Source organism: Lacticaseibacillus kribbianus (assembly GCF_020180945.1).
GTDB lineage: Bacteria > Bacillota > Bacilli > Lactobacillales > Lactobacillaceae > Lacticaseibacillus > Lacticaseibacillus kribbianus.
Window position 1 is genome coordinate 70,936 of sequence record NZ_JAIPUL010000001.1, and the last position, 25,548, is coordinate 96,483.

Genomic DNA, 25,548 nt, shown 5'->3' on the forward strand with positions numbered 1-25,548 from the left:
CGCTTTGACGCCGTTTTTGGGTAAAAAAAACACACCCCACCCCGCGTGAGGTGTGTTCTTACTTTTAATTAGATGTAGTGGATGGTGACGTCGCCGATCTTGAAGTCGCCGGTCAGGTACACGGTCGGGCCGGTGCCGGTCGGCGTCACGCCCTTTTCCTCGAGGTCGCCGATGAAGGCGTTCAGGTGGGACTCGATGCGCCAGTCGCGCGGCACGTAGAGGCTGACGTCGCCCATGGAGCCCTGGATGTCGATGGTTGCGTGGTCGGCGGTGATGTGCGCCTCGTCGAAGTAGACCTTGGCGTCGCCCATGGTGACGCTGATGCTGGCGTGCTCGAAGTTGTCGGACTGGATGTAGCGCACCGCGCTGCCCATGCGCACCGCCACGTCGACCTGGTCGTCGTGGGTGGTGCTGGCGCTGTCGGTGAAGCGCTGCTCCCCGCCGCCAACCTCGATCTTGCGGCCGCCCTTGGAGATGATGGTCAGGTGGGGCCGGCGCTTCTTGTGCAGCGGCGCCAGGATCAGGCCGAGACCGATGCTCAACAGCGTGGCGCCGCCGAGCAGCGTCCACGGCACCAGCGGCTCGATGCCCAGCGGCTTGGCCCAGACCATGCCCAGGAAGGCCAGGGCGAACACGACCACCGGGGCGGACAGGTCGAACAGGCCCTTCAAGGCCGCCGCGCCGAGGATCAGGCTGGCAAGCCACGGCCAAAAGCCGATGGTGAAGCTCAGCCAGCCCATTTTGCTGGCGACCAAGACGCCGGCGCTGGCCAGGAAGAACAGGCCCCAAAACATGCGGCTCAGACTGGTTTTGACGTTCATCACGCATTCCTCATTTCATCTAGGCGTTCCAATAGTTGTTTGTAGTTGCGGCGCGAGGCGAAGACCTGCTTGTGCGAGCGGTGGAAGGCCACCTCGCAGTTGGAAAGCGAGCGGTTGACCGCCGCAATCTGGTCGAGGTTGACCACCGTCGACTTGGCGATCTGCAGGAAGTTGTGCGGCAGGTCGGCCAGCGTCTCGTGCAGCGTGCGCTTGCTGGTGTAAATCTCCGTGGCGGTGTGGACCTGCAGCTGCCGGGCCTCGGTCTCGATGAACAGCACCTCAGTCAGCGGCAGGTAGAACTCGACGCCCCGCTTGTAGCAGGTGATGGTCGCCGGCCGCGGCGTCAGGAGCTCCTGGAGGCGCGCCACCGCCGGGTCGTCGGGCCGGCCGTGGATCACCACGGTGACGTCTTTCGCATCGGGATCCGGAACGAATTGAATGTGCATGGGGCGCCTCCTTTCGTAGAGGGTGAGCGGTCGCGGGCTTAGCGGGGCGGGTGGTCGCACCTGGCCGGTATTTCAAAGCACCGACCGCCTTCGACGCGGGCCGAGTAACCGGCCCGAAACCGGAAGCGCTGGCCCTGCCGCCTCGGAGCCCGGCCGGGTCGCTGGCGGCATTCCCAAGCGTCGCGGGCGAGAGAGAGGTGACTGCCCGCGGCGCTTGGAGGCACCGCCACCGACTGGTTCAAGCATACCAGAGCGGGCCGGATTTGCACTCAACCAGTGCTTGAATCACCCGACGCTCTTATTACACGCCAAAAGCCGCGCGAACGGAACCTTTTTTGCGCGAGCGGTCGAAAAAGGGGCGCGAGCGGTTGGTGGAGATTGACGCTATTTAATAGAAGAAAGCGCTTCATTTTTGCGGCTAAGTGAGAAGATACTGGCCAATCGGTGAGAGGTCTGCTATCCTGAACGCAACTACGGGAGGGATGCTTATGTGGAAGAATCGGGAGTGGCGGCGCTACTGGGTGCACCGGTACCTGGCCGCGGTTTACGCGCTGGTCTACCTCGCGGCGATGCTGGCGTTTTTCGCCCTGAAGTTCTACCGGCTGAAGGCGACCAACGACCCGGCGTACCGGGCGCGGCAGCTGAACTACACGGCGTACGGCCTGAGCCGGCTGCACGGAAACCTGACGGCGCTGCACCAGCCGGCGATGATCGCGCTCTTGCTGCTCGGCATTCTGGTCGGCCTGTGGCTCTTCCACAACAGCCGGGGGATGCCGGTGCGCGCCTACGCGGGGCTGGTGATCGCGCTGGCCGCGCTGGTGCCGCTTCTGCCGCCGTACACGGAGAACCTGATGGCGCGCCTGTACGTGTCGTGGGCGCTGATGGCGCTGGGCCTGGTCTGGCAGCTTTTGGTCGCCCGCGACGTGCCGCGGCCGCGCCGGGTGTGAAAACGCTACCCGCCGGCGCGGCTTAGTGGTAGAATGAGAGAAAATTAAAGGAGCGTGAGATTATGCTGGTCGCACACGACCTCAGCTTTGGCTTCCGGCACCACCAGATTCTGAGCGGCATCGACTTTGCCCTGGCCCCGGGCGAGGTGGTGGGGCTGGTCGCTCCCAACGGCACGGGCAAAAGCACGCTGCTGCGCAACCTGACGGGGCTGTTGAAGCCACAAAACGGCAGCGTGACGCTCGACGGGGCTGACGCCTGGCGCAACCGCCGGGCCTTTTTGCGTCAGCTGTTTTTCCTCGAGGACAGCCAGGGCCTCTTCCCGTCTCTGACCGCGCGGGAACACCTGCGCTTCGTGGCGGACGCGTGGGGCAGCCAGGTCACGGTCGACGCGGTGCTCACCGCGCTGCACATGACCGCGTACGCCGACAAGCGCGTCGGCCAGATGTCCTTGGGCATGCGCCAGCACGTGCTGTTGGGGATGTACATGGTCGCAGACGCCAAGTACCTGCTGTTCGACGAGCCGCTCAACGGCCTGGATCCGACCAGCATCCACCTGTTCACGCAGATTTTCTCCAAGCTCAAGGAGCGGGGCAAGGGCATCATCATGTCCTCGCACCAGCTGGGCAACGTGACGGCGATGGCCGACCGAGTGTTTTTCCTCAAGGACACCCGTCTTCAGGTGTATGAGGCTGCGGGCATCGACCTGGACGCCAAGTACGACGAGCTGTACGGCGTGCAGGAGGCGGACTGGTGAGCGGGCTCCGCTTCGCCGCCCAGCGCCTGTTTCGCGGCCGTGCCTGGTGGGTGCTTCCGCTGTGCCTGGCGGGGCTTCTCATGTGGGGCAACCTGCAGCGCGTCCAGGGGCACCAGGCGATGGGCGACATGCTCGAGTTCGGCGCCATGTACCAGCTACGCCTCCACTACGGCGAGACGCTGGCCAACTGGCGCCAGCAGCCCAAGCCGCGGCCGGTGCTGGCCAACCCGAGCGTCAAGGAGATGGAGCGCGACACGGACGCGACCGACGCTCTGAACCGCATGGTGCGCCTGGACGAGTACGACGGGCGCGCCAGCCTGGTGAAGGCGGAGCTCAAAATGGACCGCTACTTCCTGCGCCGGGCCGCGGCGGGGCGGGGCAACGCGTACTTCGATGCCCTGACGCTGCAAAAGCGCGTGGCGGAGCTTGAGGCCAACCAAAAAGCGCACCGCACGCAGTACTACAGCCGCGAGCGCCGGCTGCCCGGGGCGCTGAGCCTGGCGCGGGCGCTGGCCACGGACACGCCGAGCACCTGGTTTGCCGTGCTGTTCTGCTTTTGGGCCGGGGTGTTCATCCTCGACGACAAGCGCGGCCGCACCCGGGCCCTGATCGACCTGGCGCCGGTCGACAAGGGCGGGGTCTACGCCTGGCGCGCCGGGCTGCTGTGCGCGTACGGCCTGGCCGCCATCGCGCTGGTCAGCGCCGCGGCGCTGGGCCTTGAGATCCTGATCGCCGGGTCCGTCGGCTGGGACTACCCGCTGGCCTTCTCGCCGGACGGCACCCACGCCGCCTTGATGGGGGCGGGCAGCTTCCTGCTGCAGGCGCTGGCGTGGCTATGCGGCGCCTTCGTGCTGATCGTCGGGCTGGCCACGCTGGTGCAGCAGGTCACGCGCCACGTGATGGTGTCGCTGCTGGCCGTTTTGGCGCTGGTGTTGGTCGGAAGCGGCGTCGGGTGGGTCTGGTCGCCTTTGAGCTACCTGGACCTGCCGCGCGTGCTGCTGCCGGCGGCCGGCTACCAGCTGCCGCTGCGCCTGCCCGCCGCCGTCGCCCTGATGGCCGCAAGCGGCGCGGCGCTGATTGCGCTGAGTGCGGCCTGGGCGAGCCGCCGCCAGCGCCTGTGAGGGGGAACGCCGATGAAAGAATTCAGATTGGAAGGCCGGCTGATGCGCCGGCGCTGGCTGCTGTGGCTGATTCCCGTTTTGGTCCTGGCTGTGCTGGGCTACCAGGTCGTGCGCGCCCAGCGCTCGACGATCCTGCAGGCCGACTCCCAGGCGGCGCTCGCCCAGGAGTTCGCTTGGACGGTGCCCAAGAGCCAGGTCGCGGACTTCAAGCGCACCATCAAGGAGAACCCCGGCAAGACGCTGACGGCCAACGCGCGCCAGTCGCTTGCCGTGTATGACCGGCTGAAAAAGGCCGTGGCGGCCAACGACGGCTGGGCGTTCACCAAGGCCTACGCCGCGTACCAGCACCTGCAGGGCACGCCGGACGTCGCGCTGGACACCATGGTGGGCCGCCACATCACGCGGATCTCGAACTACGACCCGACCAAGCCGGCGCTCAACAGCCTGCCGACCGCGCAGCCGTTCCTGATCCTGGTGGCGCTCGCGTTCGGCGTGGCGCTGAACCTGACGGCGCTGACGCGGCGGCAGGAGGACGTGTTCGCCCTGATGCCGACGTCCAAGCTTGGCATCTACTGGCACCGGTTGGTGTGGACGGTGGCGGCGACGTTCGGCGCGTTTTTGCTCGCCAACCTGGTGGTGTTCCTGTACCTGGCGGCCCGCGGCGGCATCGGCCGGTGGGACTACCCGCTGCCCAACCGCATCACCGGCGGCACCGTGACGCTCGGGCTGACGCTTCTTGCCTACTTCGGCATGATGGCGCTGTGGGTCGTGGTGCTCGCGGCGCTGGGCGGCCTGGCGCGTACCCTCAGCCCGAAGCTCGTCACCGTGCTGGCCGTGCTTTTGGCGGTGCTGCTGCTCAGCCAGACCACCGTTTTCCAAAGCGGCACCATGCCGCACCTCGCGCTGTACTGGCTGCCCAACTACGTGCAGGTGTGGAACCCGATCGGCTACACGCTGTCGGAGGCGGCCGACCCGACGTTAGGCAACGTCCTCTTCCCGCTGCAAAAGGCGATGCCGCTGCTCGCCGCCTACGCCGCGGCCTTCGCCGGCATCGGCGCGGTCATCGTGGCCGTCCGGCGGCGGGTGTAGGCCGCGGCTCCGGCGCGGGCGGGCCACCGCCTCCGGCTCCGGGGCGAGGCGGCAAAACGCGTGCGGCTCCCCTGAGCCCGAAGTACGGTCTCAGGACCCGCCGTTGCAGTAAGCCGGCAAAATCGGCCGGCTAACTGCAATTTCACGCTGGCTCGCCTCGCCCCGGAGCCTCCGGCAGAGGGCCCGGCCGCGGCTACGCCCTGCACGGTGAGCTGCCTGACACAATGAAGATGCCGGCCTCGTCCTGGCAAACGGTCGCATCACAAGGGTCTGAAGGCGGGCCGTTGCCGCCGTGTGGCCGCCTCGCCTGTAATCGCTGGACCACAAAACCCGGGACCCGCAACTTCCAATCGTGAAGTTGCGGGTCCCGGGTTTTTAATTGCGTTTCATCGGTGATGGTGCGCGGTTACAGCGTGAACGCCAGGGTCAGCACCTGGTACGGCGTGGCGGCGACGGTGACGCTGCCGTCCGCGGCCGCCGTCAGCGGCTGCGGCTGGGTCTCATCCAGGCGCACCAGCGCCGCGGCCTTGGCCGCAAAGTTGGGCGTGATGGACAGCTCGGTGTCCACGCCCTGGAACTCGTGCAGGCGCAGGATCACGCGGGTCTGGTCCTCGGCCAGCTTGATGGCGTCGACCTCGACGCCGTCCGCCCCGGCCAGGGTGAACAGCTGCGGCTGCGCCTTGGCGTGGCTGACGGCCAGCGGCGCGTTGAGCAGCATCGCCTGCTGCTCGACCTGGCCCTGGGCAAAATCACCGGCGTGGGCGAACAGGCTGTACGTGAAGCGGTGCTCGCCCTGGTCGGCCTCGGTGTCCGGGTAGACGCCGGCCTTGATCAAGGACAGTGACAGGGTCTGGTTCTCCGCCGCGTAGCCGTACTTGCAGTCGTTCAAAAGCGCGACGCCGTAGTCCGGCTGCGACAGGTCGGCCCACTTGTGGCCGACGACCTCGAAGCGCGCGGTGTCCCAGCTGGTGTTCTTGTTGATCGGCCGGCGCAGGTTGCCGTACTGGATGTCGTAGGTGGCAAAATCGGTGCGGACGTTCAGGTCGAACGCGGTCCGCAGCAGCAGGTTTTGCTCGTGCCAGTCGGCGACGGTGACAAAGTCGATCCGGCGGCTGGCGTCGGCCAGCACCATGCGCTGGGTGACGGTGGAGTCGTGGAAGCGGTAGGTGAAGGTGACCACGGTCGCGGCGTCCTGGCGGGTGGCCGTGATGCTTTCGGCGGTCAGGTCGACCGCCTTGGCCACGTAGTCCTCGTCGATGTTCCAGTTGTCGAAGTTCATCGGCCGGTCCTCGTAGATGGTCAGCCGGTTGCCGGTCGCGCCCGGCAGCAGCACCTCGCGCTGGTTGTCGCGGTCAAAGACGCGCGTCAGTTGGCCCGCCGCGTTCCACGCGATCAGGTAGTGGGCGGACTCGACGCTGTCGCCGCTCAACGCGGCGCTTTGCAAGTCGGCCGGGGTGAAGGTCAGCGCGGTGCTGGCCAGCGGCGCCAGCGGCACGTTCACCAGCCGGTAGCCGGTGTCGTCGCGCACCGCGGCGACCGGGGTGCCGTCGGCCAGGGCGAAGCGGCCTTCGCGCGGCTCCGCGATCTCGGCCTCGCCGGTTGCCAGCGTGCCGCTCGGGTTGGTCAGGCTAAGCTGGCCGCCGTCCGTCGGGGTCAGCGCCGCGATGGTCTGGTTCATGGTGGCGACGTCTTCTCGGACGTCCTCATAGGTCTCCTGGATTGCGGAGCCCGGCAGCACGTCGTGGAACTGGGTCTTCATCAGGATTTCCCAGGTGCGATTCAGCTCGTTCTTGGGGTAGGCGACCCCGTCGAACACGCGCGCGGCCGTGCGGGCCAGCTCAAGGTTGCGCAGCGCGAACTCCAACTTGCGGTTGGCGCGCTTGACGAACGCCTGGGAGGTGTAGGTGCCGCGGTGGTACTCGAGGTACAGCTCGCCGGCCCAGACCGGGTAGGACTCGCCGTTTTGCGCGACCTGCTTTTCCATGGTGTCAAAAAAGTCGTCGACGCGCTCGTTTGCGATGCGCGGCATGCCCGGCAGCTCGTTGATCACGCGGATGTTTTCGACCATCTCGCGGGTCGCGCCGCCGCCGCCGTCGCCGAACCCGTAAGGCATCATGATGCGGTGGTTCAGCTGCTTGTCCTTGTAGGCGCGGTAGGACTGCAGGATGACGCGCGGCGTGATCTCGCCGTTGTAGGTGTACTTGAACATCTCCGGCTTGCTGTAGTCGTAGGTGACCTCGGTGGTGGTCAAGAAGTAGGTCAGGACCTCCGAGCCGTCCAGCCCGCGCCAGACGAAGGTGTCGTGCGGCGCGCGGTTGGTGTCGTTCCAGGAGATTTTGGACGTGACGAAGCGGTCGATGCCAAAGCCCTTCATGATCTGCGGCAGGGCGTACGAGTAGCCGAACACGTCGGGCAGCCAGAGCACGGTCTGCTTGGCGTTCAGCTTGTCTTGGAAGTAGGCGCTGCCGTACAAGAACTGGCGGGTCAGCGACTCGCCGCTCGGCAGGTTGGTGTCGGGCTCGACCCACGTGCCGCCGTCGGCCTCCCAGCGGCCGTCCTCAGCGTAGGCCTTGATCTGGTCAAAAAGCTCGGGCGCGCGCTGTTCGATGTAGTCGTGGACCTGCGGGGTGGAGTAGAAGAACTTGAACTCCGGGAACTCCTTGAGCAGGCGCAGCGCCGTGGTGAAGGAGCGCGTCGCCTTTTCGGCCGTGTGGCGGTAGCGCCACAGCCATGCGACGTCGATGTGGGTCTGGCCGATGGCGGCGACGTCAAAGCCGAGTTTTTGCCCGGCGTGCGCCTTCGTGAAGGCGTGGATGTCGGCCAGGGTTGCGGCGGCGTGCGCCGCGATGTCCTCAGTGGTGTCCGTGGCCCAGAAGAAGCGGTTGAACGCGTTGCGAACCAGCCGCACGTAGTCGTACTTGAGCGGCTCGTCGTCGGCGAGCTCGGGAATCAGGTCGATGATGTTCCACAGGTAGGTGTAGGCGTCGCGGATGGTCTGGTGCTCCGGGCCGACCGCCGCGGTCTTGATCGCGTAGTGCTGCACCTTCTTGGGACCGCCGCCCTCAAGCCCGGACCACATCAGGACCGACACCACGAGGTCAACGCCCACCTCGGCAGGGTCGAGGAATAGCTCCTCATGGTTGGTGTCGACCGCCTGGTAGCGTTCGCCGTTAATGTAGGCGAGGCCCTCGTAGCCGTCGTTGTAGCCGTCGCCGGTGCGGCCGAGGTCAAGCCGCACGACAGTACGCTCCGCATTGGTTGGGTCCAGGTGCAGTGGGAACTGCAGCCAGTAGTACTGGTCGCGACCGGCCCAGCGGGTGCCGATGCCGGCGTCCTGCCAGTCGGCCTCCGCGTCCGTCGGCACCGCGCGGTGATCCGCCCGGGTGTCGTGCCACATCCGAAGGCCAGTCAGGTCGGTGAAGTCGGCATAGCGCGCCGCGCCGAGCAGGCCGAGCTGCTGACGCGCCTTTCTGGCGTTGAAAATGTCAATCGAATCGTTTCCTTGGTAAGGCATTGTGTCCTCCTCACGGCGCTTTGTAAGCGCCCTATTTTCACCAGATTATAGCCGAGTTCGCATCCATAAACAATGAACCGGCGACAAAATGTGTCTATGAATCGTGACATTTTGCGCTGGGTGCACAGCTGTCTGCGCAGGGCGCGCGACCGGCAAAAAAACAGCTAAGTTGGTTGACAACTTAGCTGACGGCTCTCATACTTACTGGGTAGCAAAACAACCTAGGAGGTGCTGGATGAAACAGACCCAATTGATCAAGGGGGTGCTGGAAGGCGCCGTCTTGGCCATCATCGGTGACGGTGAAAAGTACGGTTACGAGATGATCCAGGCGCTGCGGGCAGCAGGGTTCGAGAGCATCGTCGGGGGCACACTGTATCCGCTATTGGCTAAGCTGGAGAAGAACGGCGAGGTGGCAAGCCAGCTCCGACCGTCGGACACAGGGCCGGACCGCAAGTATTATCACCTCACCGGGGCAGGACGGCAGTCGCTTGCGGCTTTTGCGCAGCAGTGGGAACAGCTGGTGGCGCAGGTCGCGACACTTTTGAAGGGAAGTCTTCATGATGATGAAAAATGACATGGCGGTGCATGCACTTAACCAGCTCGTGACGCGTCTGACCCCGGCCGACCGCGCATACGTCGGCGATCTGCGTGCGTACCTCAATGGTCGCAGCCTATTCGGCAACGCGGCTGCGGTGACGTCGGCGGTGACCGCGATGGTTCAGGACCTTTTGGAAGCGGAGGCGGAAGGCGAAACCGCGCAGACGCTGCTGGGGGATTCTCCGCAAGGCATGGCGCGGGAGCTGCTGTCGAACTTGCCTCGTCCGCGGTTACGCGACCACCTGATCCCGATTAGCGTGATGATGGCGTTCAGCTGGATATTCCTGCTTCTGAGCGGCGGTGCGCGGATTGATGCGCGCGGGCTGACCATCAGCGCGGCGGCCTTTCTGATTCTGCCACTGGTGCTGTGTCTGGCCCTTGCGGCGGCGTTCCAACTTCTCGCCGCATCCGTTTATGCTAAGAACCCGCGCCTCAGGAAACAGCGTGCAATCGCGGGACTGATGGTACTGGGCGTCGGGGCGTGTGGTGTTCTCCTTTGGTTAGGGGTTTGGCCCCCGCAGTGGTGGCGACTGACCGTGCCAACCGGCTGGTCCGTTGTGTTGATAGTGACCGCGGTGCTGGTCTACGTCGGCCTTCAACTGTGGTTGGCGCATGGAACATGGACGCGCCTGGTGCCCAGTCTCGGTCTGGTTGTTCTGATGGGCTGGTTCATCAGCTGGCGTCTGCTCTCGGCGACCAATCCGCCGATACTTTACCCGCTGGTCGGGGGCGTGGTGACGGCGATGCTGCTTGTGGCCTTCGCAGCGGCCGCCGTGGTCGCACGGCGGGGCACAAGACAGGCCTAGCGCACGGCGCATCCGATTCGGCCCAGGCCAAACGGGTGTGGTCTGGCAATCACGGTGAGCAGCGCTCCTAGGTTAGACGCGCGAAAAGGCCTTTGGCCGTGCCCCCAGTTCGGGCATGGCCAAAGGCCTTTTGCGTCGCTTCATTATTGAGATTAGTGATTGCCGGTTGCGTCGCCTTTCGCCTGCGCGTCCACGCGGGCGATGAAGCGGCGAATCAGCGCCGCTGCGACCCGCGCGGTTTTCTCCGGGTCCTTGGTGGCGTTGGTCAGCTGCATGCCGACGTCTGGGTTCACCCAGCCCCAGCCCTCGACCTCACCGAGTAGGATGATGAAGGAGGCGAAGCGCGGCGGCTCGTGCAGCACGGTGATGGTCGCCGCCGGGTCCGCCTTGTCCTTGGGGTCGACCGCCTGCGACGCGTAGATCTCGACGGTGGGAAACTCGCCCATCAGGCGGTCGGCCAGCTGCTCGGCCAGCTCGTTGTAGGTCATGGCCGGCCCCCGAACGCCGCTTTGGCCGCCGCGTCGTAGCCGCGCTCGCGGTTGATGCGGGCGAGCAGCGCCTGGTCGTGGGTGATGGTCTTGCCGGTTTCACGCAGGTGGCGGTAGAGGTCGGCGTATGGCACGTGCGCGGACTCCGCCCGGGTAATTTCCCGGGAAATATCGTAGGGCACCTTGCGGAACGCCACGTCGAGCCGGCCGGCGGCGTCGATGGTCAGAATCGCGTAGTGGGCGCGCTGGTCGCGGAAAAACTGCGGCCACGGGCTGTACGGCTGGCCGACCGCGCCGGGGTTCACGATCAGCTGGCCCTGCGAGCTGGTGCGCATGAGCTGCTGGTGGGTGTGGCCGTACACGGCGAGATCGGCGCCGTGCACCAGCGCGTCGAAGCCCTTCTGCGGCTGGGCGGGGTACAGCTCGCGGCCGTCCGGGGCGCGCCGCGAGTTGTGCGCGGCGACGATGGTCAGGCCGTTGACCTTGCGGGTGGTGACGAAGGGCCGCGCGGCGACCTGCCGCCACTGCGCCGCGCTGAGCTGGCGGCGGGCGTACTGCGTCAGGATGGCCAGGTACACCAGGGTCGGTCCGTCGATTGGCTGGGTGCCGGCCGCGATTTCGAGCATCGCGCCCTCCCAGTTGCCGTTGAGCCACACGTCCGGGTGCTGGGCCTCCAGCAGTGCGACCAGCCCCGCGGCGCTCGGCCCCGGCAAAAACAGGTCGCCGAGAAACCAGGTCGCGGTCACCTTTTGTGCCGTCGCGTCGGCCAAAACGGCCTCCAGTGCGGTCTGGTTGCCGTGGATATCGGCCAAAAGGGCGATGCGTTGCGTCGTGTTTGCCATCACAGTCTCTCCTTTGGGTGCGTGTTGTATGGGTTAATCCTACACCATTTTGGCGGCAGGTAAAGTCTGCGGTACAATGGCAGCAACCATGAGGAGGCAGCGATGACAACAGACAAACTGGACGAGGTCTGGGACCTCTACGACGCCGCTCTGCGCCGGTGGGGCACCCAGCGGCGCGGGGACGCGATGCCGGCCGGGTTCTTTCACCTCACCGTGGCGGTGTGGGTGTTCGACGGCAGCGGGCGGGTGCTGATTCAGCGCCGCGGCCACGAGAAGCTCAATCAGCCCGACACCTGGGACGTGGCGGCCGGCGGCTCTGCGCTGCGCGGGGAAACCGGCGCGCAGGCCGCCGCCCGCGAGCTGCACGAGGAGCTCGGGCTGACGGTGCCGCTGACGGCCGCCGACCGGTTCGCCACGGACTGGTACCGCGACTGGGTGGAGCAGAGCTTCGCCGTGTGCATCCCGGACCTGGACGCCGCGACGCTGCGGCTGCAGGCGACGGAGGTGGCGACGGTTGCGCTGGTGCCACCCGCGGTCGCGGTGGCGCGCCTGACGCGGCCGGGCCACGACAACTGGGCCGCGGTGCTGGCCCGGGCGTGGACCAAGGCGGGGCGGTAGGCGGCCCGAACCAGAAAGCGCAGCAAAAGAGGTCACGGCAGTCAGCCGTGACCTCTTATTCGTGGTTCACCGCGGCGCGCGGCGGCCGTAAGTCAGCGCCCCGGCGACGAACAGCGCGAGGGTGGCCAGCGCCAGCAGGTCGAAGCGGCCGGTGTTGGTCGCTTGGCCGACCTCGAAGTCGTGCACCTTCAGAAACACCGCAATCAGCAGGCCGTTGGCCACCACCGCGGCGGCCTGCGCCAGGACGTACCCGGCCAGCCGCGGGGACAGCGCGTGGCGCTCGCCTGAGCCAAGCGCCACCAGCAGCACCTGCACCGCCAGCACCAGAGCACCGGCGGCAAAAATCAGAGCCTCCACTTCGGACATCGCACTCCCTCCTTTTGCGCTGCAGTCTAACAGGGGGGCGGCTAGCCGTCAAGCAATCCGCTCGCGGTGTTGTCGTGGCGGGGTTGGCGCCGCATTTTGCGGGGCGGCCTCACTGCCCGAAGGCCATCGGCGCCGGCACTGCAGCGGCGATCTAGTCCTTTTTTTCCGCGGCCTCGGCCTGCAGGCGCAGGTCGTAGGTGCGGGTGCTCGGCAGAAGCCACGTGACGGCGCCGCAGATCAGGGTGCCGACGCCGGCGATGACGAACAGGGGGGCGACGCCGAGCCAATCGGCCAGCGGCCCGGCGAACAGGAGGCCGACGGGGCCGGTCAGGCTCATCAGCGCGTTCAGCACGCCGAGGACCCGGCCGAGCCGCTCGGGCGGAAAACTCTGCTGGATCATCGCCATCAGCAGGGTGTTGAAGAACGGGGTGCCGATGCCGGCCAGGGCGTTCAGGGCGACGAACCACCAGAAGGCCTGGCGGGTGCCGGGCAGCAGGCCGCTGGCGCCGATGGTGACGCCGATGATCAGGTACGACAGCGTGATCGGGCGCATGCGGTCGCGCCAGTGCCCGAACAGCCCGATGATGGTCCCGCCGGCCAGCATGCCGGCGGAATAAACCACCTCGATCAGGCCGGCCTGGCCGACGCTGCCGTGGAAGTGCTGCATCGTCATCAGCGGGTAGAGGCTCGCTGCGGGCATGAACACCAGCGTGAAGGCCATGCCCAGCACCGTCATCGCCCACAGCCCGCGCCGGTTGCGCAGCATGGTGAAGCCGGCCTTGGTGTCCTGCCAGACGCGGGCGTCGCCGCCGCTCGCCGGTCGGTGCGGGATGCGGACGGGCCAAAGCATCAGCGTGCCGAGCAGCGCCCCGAGCACGTCCAGCAGGATCAGCCAGCGGATGTCCACGACGCTGAACAGGAAGGCGCCGAGTGCCGGGGCGATCAGCATGTTGGCCGACTGCACCATGCCGAGCTGGCCGTTGATCCGGGTCAGCTCGTCCTCCGGCACCAGCGTCGGGATCAGCGACTGGATCGTCGGCATCTGGAAGGTCTGCGCGATCGCGCGGGCGGCCAGGCTGACGAAAACCAGCCAGAGCGGGAAGCGGTCGTGGCCGACCGCAAACAGCGCGAGGGCGAAGGCGGCGACGACCCAGTCGGAGAGAATCAGCAGCCGCTTTTTGCGCGCGCGGTCGATGAACCCGCCGACGAACGGGCTGAGCAGCACCATCGGCAGCATGCCGACCAGCGTGGCGTAGCTGAGGATCGTCGCGGAGCCGGTCTGCTTGGTCAGGTACCAGATGATCGCGTACTGCACGATCATCGTGGTGATGCCGGACAGGAATTGGCCGCCGAGAAACAGGTTGATGTTGCGGCGCCAGTGTGGAATCGGGGTCATGGAAGGTCCTCCTGGGAATTGGAATGAGGGGTCACTTCATTATATCAGGATTGACATCGGCTCGGCCGCCGGCTACAATACGATTAATTTCTTGGCCCAAGTAGGCGTGCCCAGAGAGCGGTGGGAAGCTGGAAACACCGCGCACGATGCCGAACCCTAGCCGAGGTCCAGATGAATAACGTGATTAAAAGCGCAAAGCCTTGCTTTGAACGAGAATGGTACCGCCCGCCTGGGTGTCTCGGTCAACGCAGGGCCTTTTTTGCGAGAGGGAGCAACTTATGCGAGCACTCAACTGCCGCCGCGTGGTGGTCAAAATCGGCACCAGCAGCCTGATTCATTCAAGCGGCGCGATCAACCTTCGGACCATCGACCGGCTGGCCTACGCCCTGGCCGCCCTGACCAACCAGGGCCTGGCCGTCGTTTTGGTGACCTCAGGCGCCATCGGGGTGGGCCTGGACCGCCTGCACCTTAAGGCCCGCCCCGAATCCATTGCTTCGCAGCAGGCGCTGGCCGCCATCGGCCAAAGCGAGCTGATGCGACTGTACACGCAGCGCTTCGCCGACTACGACGCGCAGGCCGCGCAGCTGCTCTTGACGCACGACGTCTTCGACTTTCCGGTGTCGCGCCAGCACGTGCTGGACACCATCGACGCGCTCCTGGCCGTCCGCGCGATTCCGGTGATCAACGAGAACGACTCGGTGGCCGTCGACGAGCTCGACCACCGCACGACCTTCGGCGACAACGACCAGCTCTCGGCGCTGGTCGCCACCCAGATTGGCGCGGACCTGCTGGTGGTGCTGTCTGACATTGACGGGCTGTACACGGCGGACCCGCGCCGCGACCCGGAGGCAACGCTGATCGCGCGGGTGCCGGCGGTGGCGCCGGCGCAGCTGGCAGCGGCCGGCGGGGCGGGCAGCCGCTTTGGCACCGGCGGCATGGTGACCAAGCTCAAGGCAGCGCAGACGATGCTGGCCGCCGGCAAGCAGATGGTGCTGTGCAGCGGCGCCGACCCGCGGGTGCTGCTGCAGGTGGTGGCGGGCGAGCCGATCGGCACCTGGTTTTGCGCTGAGGGGTAATGGGACACGATGATAACCAATCACAGGGAGGCAACGACATGATTGATCTGACAAGGATGGGGCAGGCGGCCAAGCAGGCGGCCGCATCGCTCGCCGGCCTGACGACCGACGCGAAAAACGCCGCGCTTGCGGCCATCGCCGCGCGGCTTGAGGCGGCGACGCCCGAGATCCTGGCCGCCAACGCTTCGGACCTGGCGGCGGCCGCGGCCGCCGCGCCGAAGTTCCTGGACCGGCTGCGGCTGACGCCGGAACGGGTGGCGGACCTGGCGGCCGGGGTGCGCGCGGTGGCGGCGCTGCCGGATCCCACCGCGCGCCTTGACGCCGGGTGGGTCAACCACGCGGGCCTGACCATTCAGCCGCGCCGGGTGCCACTCGGGGTGATCGGCATCATCTACGAGGCGCGGCCCAACGTCACGGTCGACGCGGCGGCGCTGACACTCAAAAGCGGCAACGCGGTGATCCTGCGCGGCGGGCGCGAGGCGGGCCGCACCAACGCCGCCCTGGCCGCGGTGATCCAAGCCGCCCTGAGCGACTGCGGGCTGGACCCGGCCGCCGTGCAGCTGGTGGCTGCCCCGGGCCACGAAAGCGCGCAGGCGCTGATGCACCTGACCGGCTACGTGGACGTCCTGATCCCGCGCGGCTCGGCCCGCCTGATCCAGGCGGTGGTGCAGGAGGCGACGGTGCCGGTGATCGAAACCGGCGCGGGCAACTGCCACGTGTACGTCGACGCGGCCGCGGACCCGGACATGGCCGAAGCCATCGTGGTCAACGCCAAGGTGCAGCGGCCGAGCGTCTGCAACGCCGCCGAGAAGCTCCTGATCCACGAGGCCATCGCCGCCACCGCCGTGCCGCGGCTGGCGCAGGCGCTCGCGGCCCACGGGGTGCAGCTGCGCGGGGATGCGGCGGCCTGCGCCCTGTGGCCGGGGATGGTGCCGGCCACGGCGGCGGACTGGGACACGGAGTACAACGACCTGATCATGGCGGTGCGGGTGGTGCCGGACCTCGAGGCGGCGATTGCGCACATCAACCGCCACGGCACCGGCCACTCCGAGGCCATCGTCACCGGCGACTACGAGGCCTCCGAGCGCTTTCTGGCCGCCGTCGACGCCGCGTGCGTCTACGTCAACGCCTCGACGCGCTTCACCGACGGCGCCGAGTTCGGCTTCGGCGCGGAGATCGGCATCAGCACCCAGAAGCTCCACGCCCGCGGGCCGATGGGGCTGGCGCAGCTGACTACCATCAAGTACGCGATTCGCGGCGCTGGTCAGGTGCGCGACTGAGCCAATGGTAATGATAAGTGTCTGCTTTTAAACATTAACTTAAAAATTATTTTTACCATAACTCCCGTTTTGATATACTCTAGTTATCAAAACTATGGGAGGGCTTTCACATGACAGACATCACGAAGGGGGCCGTCGTCCAGTGTCGGGCGAACGGCAACATGGAACGCGACTTCATCGGCACCGTCACCAAGTGCTACGAGAACTCCTGCCTCGTGCAGATCGATGAGTTCGACCCGATCGACCGCATGAATGCGCGTGAGCTGCTGTTCATGACCGTGATCGCCAAGAAGAAGATGCAGGTGCTGGTCCCGGGCATCGAAGCCAGCGAGACCCTGACCGAGGCCGGCTGAGTCGTACCGCGGCGCGTCCTCGCGCCTGCCCCCGCCGCAATCCCGGTCCTCGCGCGCGGCAGCTCGTCTTCACTGTGGTATAATAAGTTGTTACAAGCTGCACACACTAGAGACGGGGGATTACCATGGCGCAAGAAATCACAGTAGGGTCGACGGTTGACGTCAAGAAAAGCGCGAACGTGCCGCTGTCCTTCACCGGTACCATCGAGAAGTTGTACGCCAACTCCGCGATGCTGACGATCGACAAGTACGACAACGCGGACGCCGAGGTCGTCGAGGACCTCAAGCACAAGACCGTCGTGAACTACAAGCACATGACACAAAACGGCAAGGCCGTTCAGCCCCCTAAGCCGGACGATGCGAAGTAAGGACTGAGCCCAAAAGCGACCACGCCACAAAAAACCGGAACCCGCACCGCAAGCCTTCGCTTGCCGCCGGGTTCCGGTTGTTTTTTTAGTCGGTCGTGACGCTCAGCCCCTGTGCGCTGACGGTTAGCGGCAGCACCGTGCCCGCGGTCAGCTGCTCGCGCAGGCGCAGCAGGAAGTCGGGCACCGTCGCCTTGGCCAGGCAGATCAGGGCCGGGCCGTTGCCCGCCGCGAAGCAGGTGAAGCCGCCGGTGGCGAGCACCGCGCGCGACACCATCTCCGCGTGCGGGTAGTAGCTCGGCGTGACCTGTGCCTCGAGGGGAAAATGCGCCCGCAGCCAGCCGCCGTCGCCGGCCTGCATCGCGTCCAGCAGGTCGGCGATCGCCGGCGGGGCCACCGTCGGCCGCGCCGGTACGGCCACGGCCGGCACCTGCGTCGGCAGGTAGACCGCGCCCTGCAGCCCGGTGATGTCAAGCGGCGCCACGCCGCTCGCGGTGAGCTGCCGCCCGCCGCCGAGCAGCGCGGTGCGGATCGCCAGCTCGTCGGGCTCGAAGAAGGCGGTCTGCGCGATCAGGTCGTGCTCGGCTAAGGGCGCCGCACCCAGGGCGCTGGCCAGGCTGACGCCGGCCAGTGTTGCGGCCAGCGAGCTGCCCAGGCCCATCCCGGTCGGCAGGCTTGACGTCACCGTCAGCTGGTGGGGCTCAAGGCCGGGGACGACGGACTGCGCGACGGCGACGATGAGATTGGACTCATCGTGCGGCAGCGTCGGATCGTCGTGCGCCACCTCCCATTCGTACCAGGCGGGCCCGACCGCCACCCTCAGCCCGCGGTCGATCGCGAAGGCGAACGCCGGCTGCACCAGGGACGTCACCGTCCCGGGGACCCATATTTCCATGTGTACCACACTCCCGAAATTCAATTAGATGTAACTAAGTATATCTAACCATTCTCTCACTTTCCACCCATTTTCAAAAAAATTTGAATCAGGGTATAATGAAACCAAAGTTTACCGGGCGCCGCGGCGCCCGTGAAAGGTCGCCACATGGTCGAATTAGTTCTGCTCCGGCACGGAGAAAGCACCGCTAACTTCACGAATACCTACACCGGCTGGTCGGACGTGCCGCTGACGGTCCGCGGCGTCGCCCAGGCCAAGGCGGCCGGCGCGGCGCTGGCCGCCACCGGCATCCAGTTCGGCCACGTGCACACCTCGGTGCTGCAGCGGGCGATCAAGACCGCGTACCTGGTGCAGGACGCCATCGGCCAGAACTGGCTGCCAATCACCAAGTCCTGGCGGCTCAACGAGCGGCACTACGGCGCGTTGCGGGGGCTGAACAAGGCGCGCACCCGCGAGCTGTTCGGCCCCGCACAGGTCGCGGCCTGGCGCCGCGGCTTCTGCGACCTGCCGCCGCTTTTGGCCACGGCGCAGGGCGGGCGGCGCTACGCCGGCTTTGCGACCGGCATCGTGCCGCGCGGCGAGAGCCTGAAGGACGCCAGCGCCCGGCTGGTGCCGTACTGGGTGGACGAGATCGCGCCGCGGCTTGCGGCCGGTGATGCCCAGCTGGTGGTGGCGCACGGCTCGACGCTTCGCGCGTTGATCAAGTACCTGGAGGGCATCGCCGACGCGGACATCGACGGCGTCGAGGTCGCCAACGCCCAGCCAATCGTCTACGAGCTGGACGCCAGGCTGAACATCCTGAACAAAACGGTGCTGGCGGCGCACTAGGCTGCCGGTCCCACCACGCGCTGTCGCGCCGTCTTCCGATGAGGGAGGTGGTGCAACAGCGCTTTTTTGCGTGCTGCTGTCTGCGGGGGGCCACGGATGGGCGCCCATGCCATCGGCCAGCCATCCCGCGGCCGGTGAATTGGGCCTGTTAACGGTATCAGGCGTCTGGAGTCGGATTGTGACCGGTAACAGCGGGCCGGCGCTTGTTTCACCGGGCGATTTTCCCTACGCTGGTATAGTAAGCAATGCAGTCTGACTTCAGCAGGAGGACAACTCATGACCACATGGTACGATCACGCAATCATCTATCAGATTTACCCGAAGTCCTTCCAGGATTCCAACGGCGACGGGGTCGGGGACCTCAACGGCATTCGCGCCCGCATCCCCTACATCCAGGCGCTGGGGGTCAACGCGGTGTGGCTCAACCCGATCTTCACCTCGCCGCAGGTCGACAACGGCTACGACGTCGCCAACTACTACGCCGTCGACCCGCAGATGGGCACGATGGCGGACATGGAAGCCCTGCTCGCCGCCTTTCACGCCGCCGGCATCCACGTGATCCTCGACTTCGTGCTGAACCACACGTCCGACCAGCACCCCTGGTTCCTGGATGCGGTCAGCTCCAAGGACTCGCTGTACCGCGACTACTACATCTTCGCGGGCCAAAACGGGCGCCGGCCGAACAACTGGGGCAGCTTCTTCGGCGGCTCGGTCTGGGCGCCCGACCCGGCGGGCTCCGGGCAGTCGTACTTCCACCTGTTCGACCGGCGGATGCCCGACCTGAACTGGGCCAACCCCGAAGTGCGCCACGCGATGCAGGACGTCGCCGATTTTTGGCTGCAAAAAGGGGTGGACGGGCTGCGCCTCGACGCGTTCATCCACATCGCCAAGGCCAGCCTGGATCAGGACTGGCCGACGGCGGCCGGCGACGATGCGCCGGTGGTGGCCGAGCCGTTCTTCGCCAACCGGCCGCAGGTGCAAGACTGGCTGCGACCGTTTTGCCAGCACGTCAAGGCCGACTACCCGGACGCGATGCTTTTGGGCGAGGCCGCCAGTGCCAGCGTCGACCTGGCCGCGGCCTACACCGCCGCCGATAACCACCTGATGGACAGCGTCGTCACCTTCCGCTACTTCACCGAGCAAGCCCCGGCAAAGGCAAAGCTGCCGGCGGCCTACCAGCCGCGCGAGATGGACTGGCTGGCGTTCAAGCAGGGTCAGGCCACCTGGCAGCAGACGCTGCAGGCGCCCCCGACCCTTTACTGGAGCAACCACGACATGGCGCGCCTGGCGACGCGGGTGGCGCACGGGCCGGTGCAGGCGCGCAGCCTGGCGCTTTTGATGTACCTGCAGCGCGGCATTCCGATCATCTACTACGGCGAGGAGCTGGGGCTTGAAAATCTCGCGCTGCCCGACGCCGCGGCGTTCGGTGACGCCACCGTGACCGACTTCCTGCAGCAGGCCAAGGCGGCCGGCGTTGACGACCGGCAGGCGCTGGCCTGGGTCAACGCGACCCACAAGCTGCCGGCCCGCGGCCCGATGCCGTGGGGCGACTCCGTTGGGGGCGGTGGAACCGCGGCGAGCGGGGTCACCGGCGCGGCGGGTTCACCGTCGCAGCCGGCCGGCACCGAGCCGCCGACCGCAGCGGCCGCGCGGCTTCGCGCCACCGCCGGCTTCACCACCGGCACGCCGTGGCTTGACGGCACGGCGCAGGCCACGGCCACCGCGGCGGCGCAGGACGTGGATCCGACCAGCAGCCTGCATTTTTACCGCGAGTTGATCGCGCTGAAGAAGCGCCCGCTGTTTGCGGCCGGGGATTACCACCTGCTGAGCACGTCCGACAACCTGTACGCCTACCGCCGCACGCTGGCCGACAGCCAGGCGCTTGTGGTGGTCAACCTGGGGGCGACCCCGGCGACGCTTGAGGCGGGGCTTTCCGGCATGACCCGGCGGCTGACCGCCGGCAAGGTGACCCGCCACGGCGACCACCTCACGCTGGCCCCGTACGCCGGCGTGGTGCTGACGACGCATCAGGACTGAACACACGACTAAAGGAGACTCAACCATGAACATTGCGGCAATCACACACCGTCCCGAAAGCGAGGACTGCTTCCTGTACACCGACTCGACGCTGCGGCTTCGGCTGCGCACCGGCAAGGACGCCACGGCCGTCACCGTCGTTTATGGCGACCCGTACTGGCAGGTGCCCGGCGCGGACGGCACCAGCGCTTTTGGCTACCAGACCGTCCAGGCGACGCGGCTTGCGACCGGCGAAAGCCACGCCTACTGGGGGGTCGAGCTGACCGCGCCGTACGCGCGGCTTCAGTACCTGTTCGAGGTCACGGCAGAAGACGAAACCGTTGCGCTCGGCGACCGCGGCCCGCGGCCGGTGGGGGAGGACACGCGCCAGGAGATGGGCAACTACTTCCGGGTGCCGTTCTTCCACCCGATCGACCGCGTCAAAACCCCGGACTGGGTCGGCGACACGGTGTGGTACCAGATTTTCCCCGAGCGCTTCGCCAACGGCGACACGCACAACGACCCGGCGGGCACGCTGCCGTGGCGGCCGGAGGACCACCCGGGGCGCAACGACTACTACGGCGGCGACCTGCAGGGGGTCTTGGACCACCTGGACGACCTGCAGGCACTCGGCGTCAACGGGTTGTACTTCTGCCCGGTGTTCAAGGCGTCCTCCAACCACAAGTACGACACCATCGACTATTTCGAGATCGACCCGGACTTCGGTGACAAGGCGCTGTTCGCCAAGCTGGTGACGCAGGCCCACGCGCGGGGGATGCGCGTGATGCTCGACGCGGTGTTCAACCACCTCGGCGCCGCCTCGATGCAGTGGCAGGACGTGCTGGCTAACGGCAAGGACTCGCGCTTTGCCGACTGGTTCCACATTCACGACTGGCCGGTCGCCCCGTTCCGCAACCCGCTGGCCGGGGAGGGCGAGCCGCAGTTTGACACCTTCGCCTTCGGACCCGACATGCCCAAGCTCAACACGGCCAACCCGGCCGTGCAGGACTTCCTGCTTGAAATCGCGACCTACTGGGTGCGCCAGTTCGATATCGACGCGTGGCGCCTGGACGTCGCCAACGAGGTCGACCACCACTTCTGGCGCCGCTTCCGGGAGGCACTGCTCGCCATCAAGCCCGACTTCTACATCCTGGGCGAGGTCTGGCACGCCGCGCAGCCATGGCTTGACGGGCTGGAGTTCGACGGCGTGATGAACTACGCCTACACCCAGCAGATCGAGGACCATTTTCTCACCGGCAAGGCCACGGCGACGCAGCTGTGCGAGCGGCTGAGCGACCAGCTGATGAAATACCGCGACCAGACCAACCGCGCGATGCTTAACATGCTGGACTCCCACGACACCAAGCGCCTCTTGACGGTGGCCGGCGGCGACCTCGACCTGGCGCTTCAGGCGCTGGCCTTCACCTTCCTGCAGCCGGGCAGCCCGTGCATCTACTACGGCACCGAGATGGGCATGACCGGCGCCGACGATCCGGACGACCGCAAGCCGATGGACTGGTCCAAGCTGGGGACGTCGACCTGGCAGCGGGTCGCGGCCCTGGTGGCCTTCCGGCGCGCGCACGCCGACACGCTCGCCGGCGGCACGACCGCGCTTGAGGTGCTGCCAAGCGGCCTGATCCGGGTGACCCGGGAGCTCGGTGGCACCACCGTCACCGGCTGGTTCAACACCACGGCGACCGCCGTGGCGCTGGACGCAGACGCGGCCCTGAGCCAGCAGCTGGCCGACGACACACTGGCACCGCGCGGCTTCGCGCTTCAGGTGCGAACCGATTCTGATAGCGGTAACAGGGTTTAATCAATTGTAAAAACGGTTTCACCCTGCCAAACTAGAGAGTGTAAAGCGAAACGGAGTGAGAAACATGAGCGAACCTGTGATCAACCGATTGTTCGACGTGGCGCCTTGGCGCCTGACGACCCACCACCTGGATCAAGCAGACATGCGGCTGGCCGAGAGCCTGACCGCCATCGGTAACGGCTACATGGGCATGCGCGGCAACTTCGAGGAGGGCTACTCCGGCGATTCCCTGTCCGGCACCTACCTGGCCGGGGTCTGGTTTCCGGACAAGACCCGCGTCGGCTGGTGGAAGAACGGCTACCCCGAGTACTTTGGCAAGGCGATCAACGCGCCGCGCTTCGCCGACCTGCGCGTGACCGTCAACGGCGCTCAGGTCGACCTGGCCAAAATGCCGTACCGCGACTTGACCCTTGACCTCGACCTGCACCAGGGCCTGTTGACCCGCCAGTTCACCATTGATGTGGCGAACGCGACGGTGCGGCTGACCTTCCGGCGCTTCGTCAGCATCGTCACCCGCCAGGCCGCCTACCTCGACCTGAAAGTCGAGTGCCTTGCAGGCGACGCCGAGGTGAGCGTCGAGGCCGGCCTCGACGGCAACGTGACCAACGAGGACAGCAACTACGAGGAGCGCTTCTGGCAGCCGCTCGGCGAAGACGCCGCGGCCGGCAGCATTCAGCTTGAGACGCGGCCCAACCCGTTCGGCGTCCCGCAGTTTTCGGTCTTGTACCGTCAGGCGGTCACCGTCAACGGCGAGCCTTCGCGGGGCGCACGCACCACGACCAGCGGGACGCTGAGCGAGCCCGTCGCCCTGACCCTTGCGGCCGGTGAGGCGGCAAGCGTCGGCAAAACGGTCGTGGTGGTGACCAGCCGCGACGTGCCGACCGTCCAGCAGGCGGAGGCCGCCGCGGTGCTGAGCCAGACGGTTCAGGCCGCGACGTTCGATGAGGCGCTGGCCGCCCACACCGCCAAGTGGGCCGAGCGCTGGGCGTCAAGCGACGTCCAGATCGACGGCGATGACGCCGCGCAGCAGGGCATCCGCTTCAGCATCGCCCAGCTGTTCATGACCTACTACGGCGAGGATACCCGGCTCAACGTCGGGCCCAAGGGCTTCACCGGTGAGAAGTACGGCGGGGCGACCTACTGGGACACCGAGGCCTACGTGGTGCCGATGTACCTGGCCGTCACACCGCCGAACGTCACCCGGGCGCTGCTCCAGTACCGCCACGACCAGCTGCCCGGCGCCTACCACAACGCCCAACAGCAGGGCCTCAAGGGCGCGCTGTTCCCGATGGTGACCTTCAACGGCATCGAGTGCCACAACGAGTGGGAGATCACCTTCGAGGAGCTGCACAGAAACGCCGCCGTGGCCTTTGCGATTTACCAGTACACGGCCTACACCGACGACGAGAGCTACGTCGACCACGACGGCATCGAAGTGCTGGTCGGCATCAGCCGCTTTTGGGCCGACCGGGTGCATTTTTCCAAGCGGCACGGCCAGTACATGATCCACGGCGTGACGGGGCCCAACGAGTACGAGAACAACGTCAACAACAACTGGTACACCAACCGCATGGCGGCCTGGTGCCTCGAGTACACGCTGGCCCGGCTGCCCAAGGCGGACGAGAGCGTCGTCAAGGCGCTTGACGTCACCGAAGAGGAGCGCGCCCACTGGCAGGACATCCAAGACCGGATGTACTACCCGGAGGACAAAAAGCTGGGCATCTTCGTTCAGCACGACACGTTCCTGGACAAGGACCTGCGCCCGGCCAGCAGCATCCCGGCGGCGGAGCGGCCGATCAACCAGCACTGGTCGTGGGACAAGATCCTGCGCTCGCCGTTCATCAAGCAGGCGGATGTGCTGCAGGGCCTGTACTTCCTGAACGACCGCTTCACCCGCGAGCAAAAAGAGGCCAACTTCGACTTCTACGAGCCGCTGACGGTGCACGAAAGCTCGCTGTCGGCCTCGATCCACGCGATTCTGGCCGCGGAGCTTGGCAAGGCGGACAAGGCCGTCGAGCTGTACGCTCGCACCGCCCGGCTGGATCTGGACAACTACAACCACGACACGGAAGACGGCCTGCACATCACCGCCATGTCCGGCGGCTGGCTGGCCATCGTCCAGGGCTTCGCCGGCATGCGCTACACCGGCAACCACCTGAGCTTCACGCCGTTTCTGCCGAAGAACTGGCAGGGCTACCGCTTCGCTTTGACCTACCGCGGGCGGCGGCTGGCGGTGGCGGTTGACGCCGCGGGCACCACGGTGACGCTTTTGTCCGGCGCGCCGCTTGACGTGACCGTGTCCGGCACGGTGCGTCACCTCGTTGAGGAGGTGCGCCATGCTTAAAGGCCTGATCTTTGACCTCGACGGCGTTTTGGCTGACACCGCGCGCCTGCACCTGGCGGCCTGGGGCTCGGTGGCCCGAGACCTCGGCATCACGCTGCCGGCGGCCGCCGGCGACGCGCTACGCGGGCGCTCCCGCGAGGAGTCGCTGGACATCGTGCTGAGCTACGGCGCACCGCACGCTTACACGGCCGCGGAGCGCACCGCGCTTGCGACGACCAAAAACGACCGCTACCGCCAGGCCATCGCGCACCTGACGCCGGCAGATCTGCTGCCGGGCATCCCGAAGCTCTTGGCGGATGCCAAGGCCGCGGGGCTGACCATGTCAATCGCCTCGGCGTCCAAGAACGCCCCGGCAATTCTCGACCAGCTCGAGATCGCCGGCGACTTCGCCGGCGTGGTCGATCCGGCCACGCTGCACCGCGGCAAGCCAGACCCGGAGATTTTCCAACGGGCCCAGGAGCTGCTGGGGCTGCCAGCCGACGAGGTGATCAGCTTCGAGGACGCCTCCGCGGGCGTCGCGGCGATCAAGGCCGCCGGGCAGTTCGCCGTCGGCATCGGGGATGCGACGGTGCTGCATGAGGCCGACCTGGTGGTGCCGAGCACCGCCAGCCTCGACCTCGCGGCGATCCGCGAAGCCTTCGCAGCTGATTAGTTTACTTCACCAGGTTCACCATGCGACACTAAGTTAAGGGAGTTAACTTGCGAGCCGTTGTCGTCGCCGAGCGACTCGCGAGTCAGGAACGGCGACGGCAGATATTATGATTTTGCC

General features: G+C 66.6%; 24 protein-coding genes. 16 read left to right on the forward strand and 8 right to left on the reverse strand.

Annotated features, from left to right (window positions below):
- Window positions 1-68 precede the first annotated feature (68 nt).
- Both LE416_RS00410 and LE416_RS00415 read right to left on the reverse strand, forming a co-directional pair.
- Window positions 69-821, reverse strand: coding sequence for a LiaF domain-containing protein (locus LE416_RS00410; protein WP_225046532.1), 753 nt, complete (start codon window positions 819-821; stop codon window positions 69-71).
- The gene (locus LE416_RS00415) at window positions 821-1,267 is read right to left on the reverse strand and encodes a LytTR family DNA-binding domain-containing protein (RefSeq protein ID WP_225046533.1); all 447 of its coding nucleotides are present in this window, start codon (window positions 1,265-1,267) and stop codon (window positions 821-823) included. Before LE416_RS00415 ends, LE416_RS00410 begins: the two co-directional genes overlap by 1 nt.
- A gap of 488 nt (window positions 1,268-1,755) precedes the next feature.
- On the opposite strand from LE416_RS00415, the gene LE416_RS00420 reads away from it, so the two are divergent.
- From LE416_RS00420 to LE416_RS00435, 4 genes are all read left to right on the forward strand, one after another.
- Window positions 1,756-2,214 carry a hypothetical protein gene (locus LE416_RS00420; protein WP_225046534.1) on the forward strand — a complete coding sequence of 153 codons (459 nt, stop codon included), beginning with the start codon at window positions 1,756-1,758 and terminating at the stop codon, window positions 2,212-2,214.
- 62 nt (window positions 2,215-2,276) lie between these two features.
- Window positions 2,277-2,969 carry an ABC transporter ATP-binding protein gene (locus tag LE416_RS00425; protein ID WP_225046535.1) on the forward strand — a complete coding sequence of 231 codons (693 nt, stop codon included), beginning with the start codon at window positions 2,277-2,279 and terminating at the stop codon, window positions 2,967-2,969.
- Window positions 2,966-4,090, forward strand: a complete 1,125-nt coding sequence (locus tag LE416_RS00430) for a hypothetical protein (protein ID WP_225046536.1) — start codon at window positions 2,966-2,968, stop codon at window positions 4,088-4,090. The genes LE416_RS00425 and LE416_RS00430 overlap by 4 nt, the downstream gene beginning before the upstream one ends.
- 12 nt (window positions 4,091-4,102) lie before the next feature.
- Complete coding sequence (locus LE416_RS00435) at window positions 4,103-5,179, forward strand: hypothetical protein (protein ID WP_225046537.1); 1,077 nt, start codon at window positions 4,103-4,105, stop codon at window positions 5,177-5,179.
- 406 nt (window positions 5,180-5,585) lie between these two features.
- Here the strand turns inward: LE416_RS00435 and LE416_RS00440 are convergent, their stop codons facing one another.
- The gene (locus LE416_RS00440) at window positions 5,586-8,693 is read right to left on the reverse strand and encodes an alpha-mannosidase (RefSeq protein ID WP_225046538.1); all 3,108 of its coding nucleotides are present in this window, start codon (window positions 8,691-8,693) and stop codon (window positions 5,586-5,588) included.
- 235 nt (window positions 8,694-8,928) lie between these two features.
- Between LE416_RS00440 and LE416_RS00445 the strand changes: the two genes are divergently transcribed.
- Entirely contained in the window at window positions 8,929-9,267 is a 339-nt protein-coding gene (locus LE416_RS00445; protein WP_225046539.1) for a PadR family transcriptional regulator, read from the forward strand.
- Entirely contained in the window at window positions 9,251-10,096 is an 846-nt protein-coding gene (locus LE416_RS00450; protein WP_225046540.1) for a hypothetical protein, read from the forward strand. Before LE416_RS00445 ends, LE416_RS00450 begins: the two co-directional genes overlap by 17 nt.
- Window positions 10,097-10,248: 152 nt before the next feature.
- Here the strand turns inward: LE416_RS00450 and LE416_RS00455 are convergent, their stop codons facing one another.
- Both LE416_RS00455 and LE416_RS00460 read right to left on the reverse strand, forming a co-directional pair.
- Window positions 10,249-10,584, reverse strand: coding sequence for a hypothetical protein (locus LE416_RS00455; protein WP_225046541.1), 336 nt, complete (start codon window positions 10,582-10,584; stop codon window positions 10,249-10,251).
- Complete coding sequence (locus LE416_RS00460) at window positions 10,581-11,426, reverse strand: metallophosphoesterase family protein (RefSeq protein ID WP_225046542.1); 846 nt, start codon at window positions 11,424-11,426, stop codon at window positions 10,581-10,583. Before LE416_RS00460 ends, LE416_RS00455 begins: the two co-directional genes overlap by 4 nt.
- A gap of 102 nt (window positions 11,427-11,528) precedes the next feature.
- Between LE416_RS00460 and LE416_RS00465 the strand changes: the two genes are divergently transcribed.
- Window positions 11,529-12,044, forward strand: a complete 516-nt coding sequence (locus LE416_RS00465) for an NUDIX domain-containing protein (RefSeq protein WP_225046543.1) — start codon at window positions 11,529-11,531, stop codon at window positions 12,042-12,044.
- 66 nt (window positions 12,045-12,110) lie between these two features.
- On the opposite strand, the gene LE416_RS00470 is transcribed toward LE416_RS00465, so the two are convergent.
- The gene (locus LE416_RS00470; protein WP_225046544.1) at window positions 12,111-12,410 is read right to left on the reverse strand and encodes a hypothetical protein; all 300 of its coding nucleotides are present in this window, start codon (window positions 12,408-12,410) and stop codon (window positions 12,111-12,113) included.
- Between the two features lie 151 nt (window positions 12,411-12,561).
- Window positions 12,562-13,806: an MFS transporter gene (locus LE416_RS00475; protein WP_225046545.1), complete on the reverse strand. Its 1,245-nt coding sequence runs from the start codon at window positions 13,804-13,806 to the stop codon at window positions 12,562-12,564.
- Window positions 13,807-14,084: 278 nt separating this feature from the next.
- On the opposite strand from LE416_RS00475, the gene proB reads away from it, so the two are divergent.
- The 4 genes from proB (at window position 14,085) to LE416_RS00495 (ending at window position 16,883) form a co-directional block, all read left to right on the forward strand.
- Window positions 14,085-14,882: a glutamate 5-kinase gene (proB, locus tag LE416_RS00480; RefSeq protein ID WP_225046546.1), complete on the forward strand. Its 798-nt coding sequence runs from the start codon at window positions 14,085-14,087 to the stop codon at window positions 14,880-14,882.
- Window positions 14,883-14,920: 38 nt separating this feature from the next.
- On the forward strand, window positions 14,921-16,162 hold the full coding sequence (locus LE416_RS00485) for a glutamate-5-semialdehyde dehydrogenase (RefSeq protein WP_225046547.1): 1,242 nt from the start codon (window positions 14,921-14,923) through the stop codon (window positions 16,160-16,162).
- A gap of 110 nt (window positions 16,163-16,272) precedes the next feature.
- Complete coding sequence (locus tag LE416_RS00490; RefSeq protein WP_225046548.1) at window positions 16,273-16,515, forward strand: hypothetical protein; 243 nt, start codon at window positions 16,273-16,275, stop codon at window positions 16,513-16,515.
- A gap of 125 nt (window positions 16,516-16,640) precedes the next feature.
- The gene (locus tag LE416_RS00495) at window positions 16,641-16,883 is read left to right on the forward strand and encodes a hypothetical protein (RefSeq protein WP_225046549.1); all 243 of its coding nucleotides are present in this window, start codon (window positions 16,641-16,643) and stop codon (window positions 16,881-16,883) included.
- An 85-nt stretch (window positions 16,884-16,968) separates the two neighbouring features.
- On the opposite strand, the gene LE416_RS00500 is transcribed toward LE416_RS00495, so the two are convergent.
- A complete protein-coding gene (locus LE416_RS00500) occupies window positions 16,969-17,775 on the reverse strand; it encodes a GHMP family kinase ATP-binding protein (RefSeq protein ID WP_225046550.1) in 807 nt (268 codons plus the stop codon).
- A 147-nt stretch (window positions 17,776-17,922) separates the two neighbouring features.
- Between LE416_RS00500 and LE416_RS00505 the strand changes: the two genes are divergently transcribed.
- From LE416_RS00505 to pgmB, 5 genes are all read left to right on the forward strand, one after another.
- Window positions 17,923-18,603 (forward strand): 2,3-bisphosphoglycerate-dependent phosphoglycerate mutase, encoded by a 681-nt coding sequence (locus LE416_RS00505; RefSeq protein WP_225046551.1) that lies wholly within the window; start codon window positions 17,923-17,925, stop codon window positions 18,601-18,603.
- A gap of 276 nt (window positions 18,604-18,879) precedes the next feature.
- Window positions 18,880-20,640: an alpha-glucosidase gene (locus tag LE416_RS00510; RefSeq protein WP_225046552.1), complete on the forward strand. Its 1,761-nt coding sequence runs from the start codon at window positions 18,880-18,882 to the stop codon at window positions 20,638-20,640.
- A 25-nt stretch (window positions 20,641-20,665) separates the two neighbouring features.
- Window positions 20,666-22,435, forward strand: coding sequence for a glycoside hydrolase family 13 protein (locus LE416_RS00515; protein ID WP_225046553.1), 1,770 nt, complete (start codon window positions 20,666-20,668; stop codon window positions 22,433-22,435).
- A gap of 79 nt (window positions 22,436-22,514) precedes the next feature.
- A complete protein-coding gene (locus LE416_RS00520; RefSeq protein ID WP_225047805.1) occupies window positions 22,515-24,779 on the forward strand; it encodes a glycoside hydrolase family 65 protein in 2,265 nt (754 codons plus the stop codon).
- Complete coding sequence (gene pgmB, locus LE416_RS00525) at window positions 24,772-25,431, forward strand: beta-phosphoglucomutase (RefSeq protein ID WP_225046554.1); 660 nt, start codon at window positions 24,772-24,774, stop codon at window positions 25,429-25,431. The genes LE416_RS00520 and pgmB overlap by 8 nt, the downstream gene beginning before the upstream one ends.
- The last annotated feature ends 117 nt before the right edge of the window (window positions 25,432-25,548 follow it).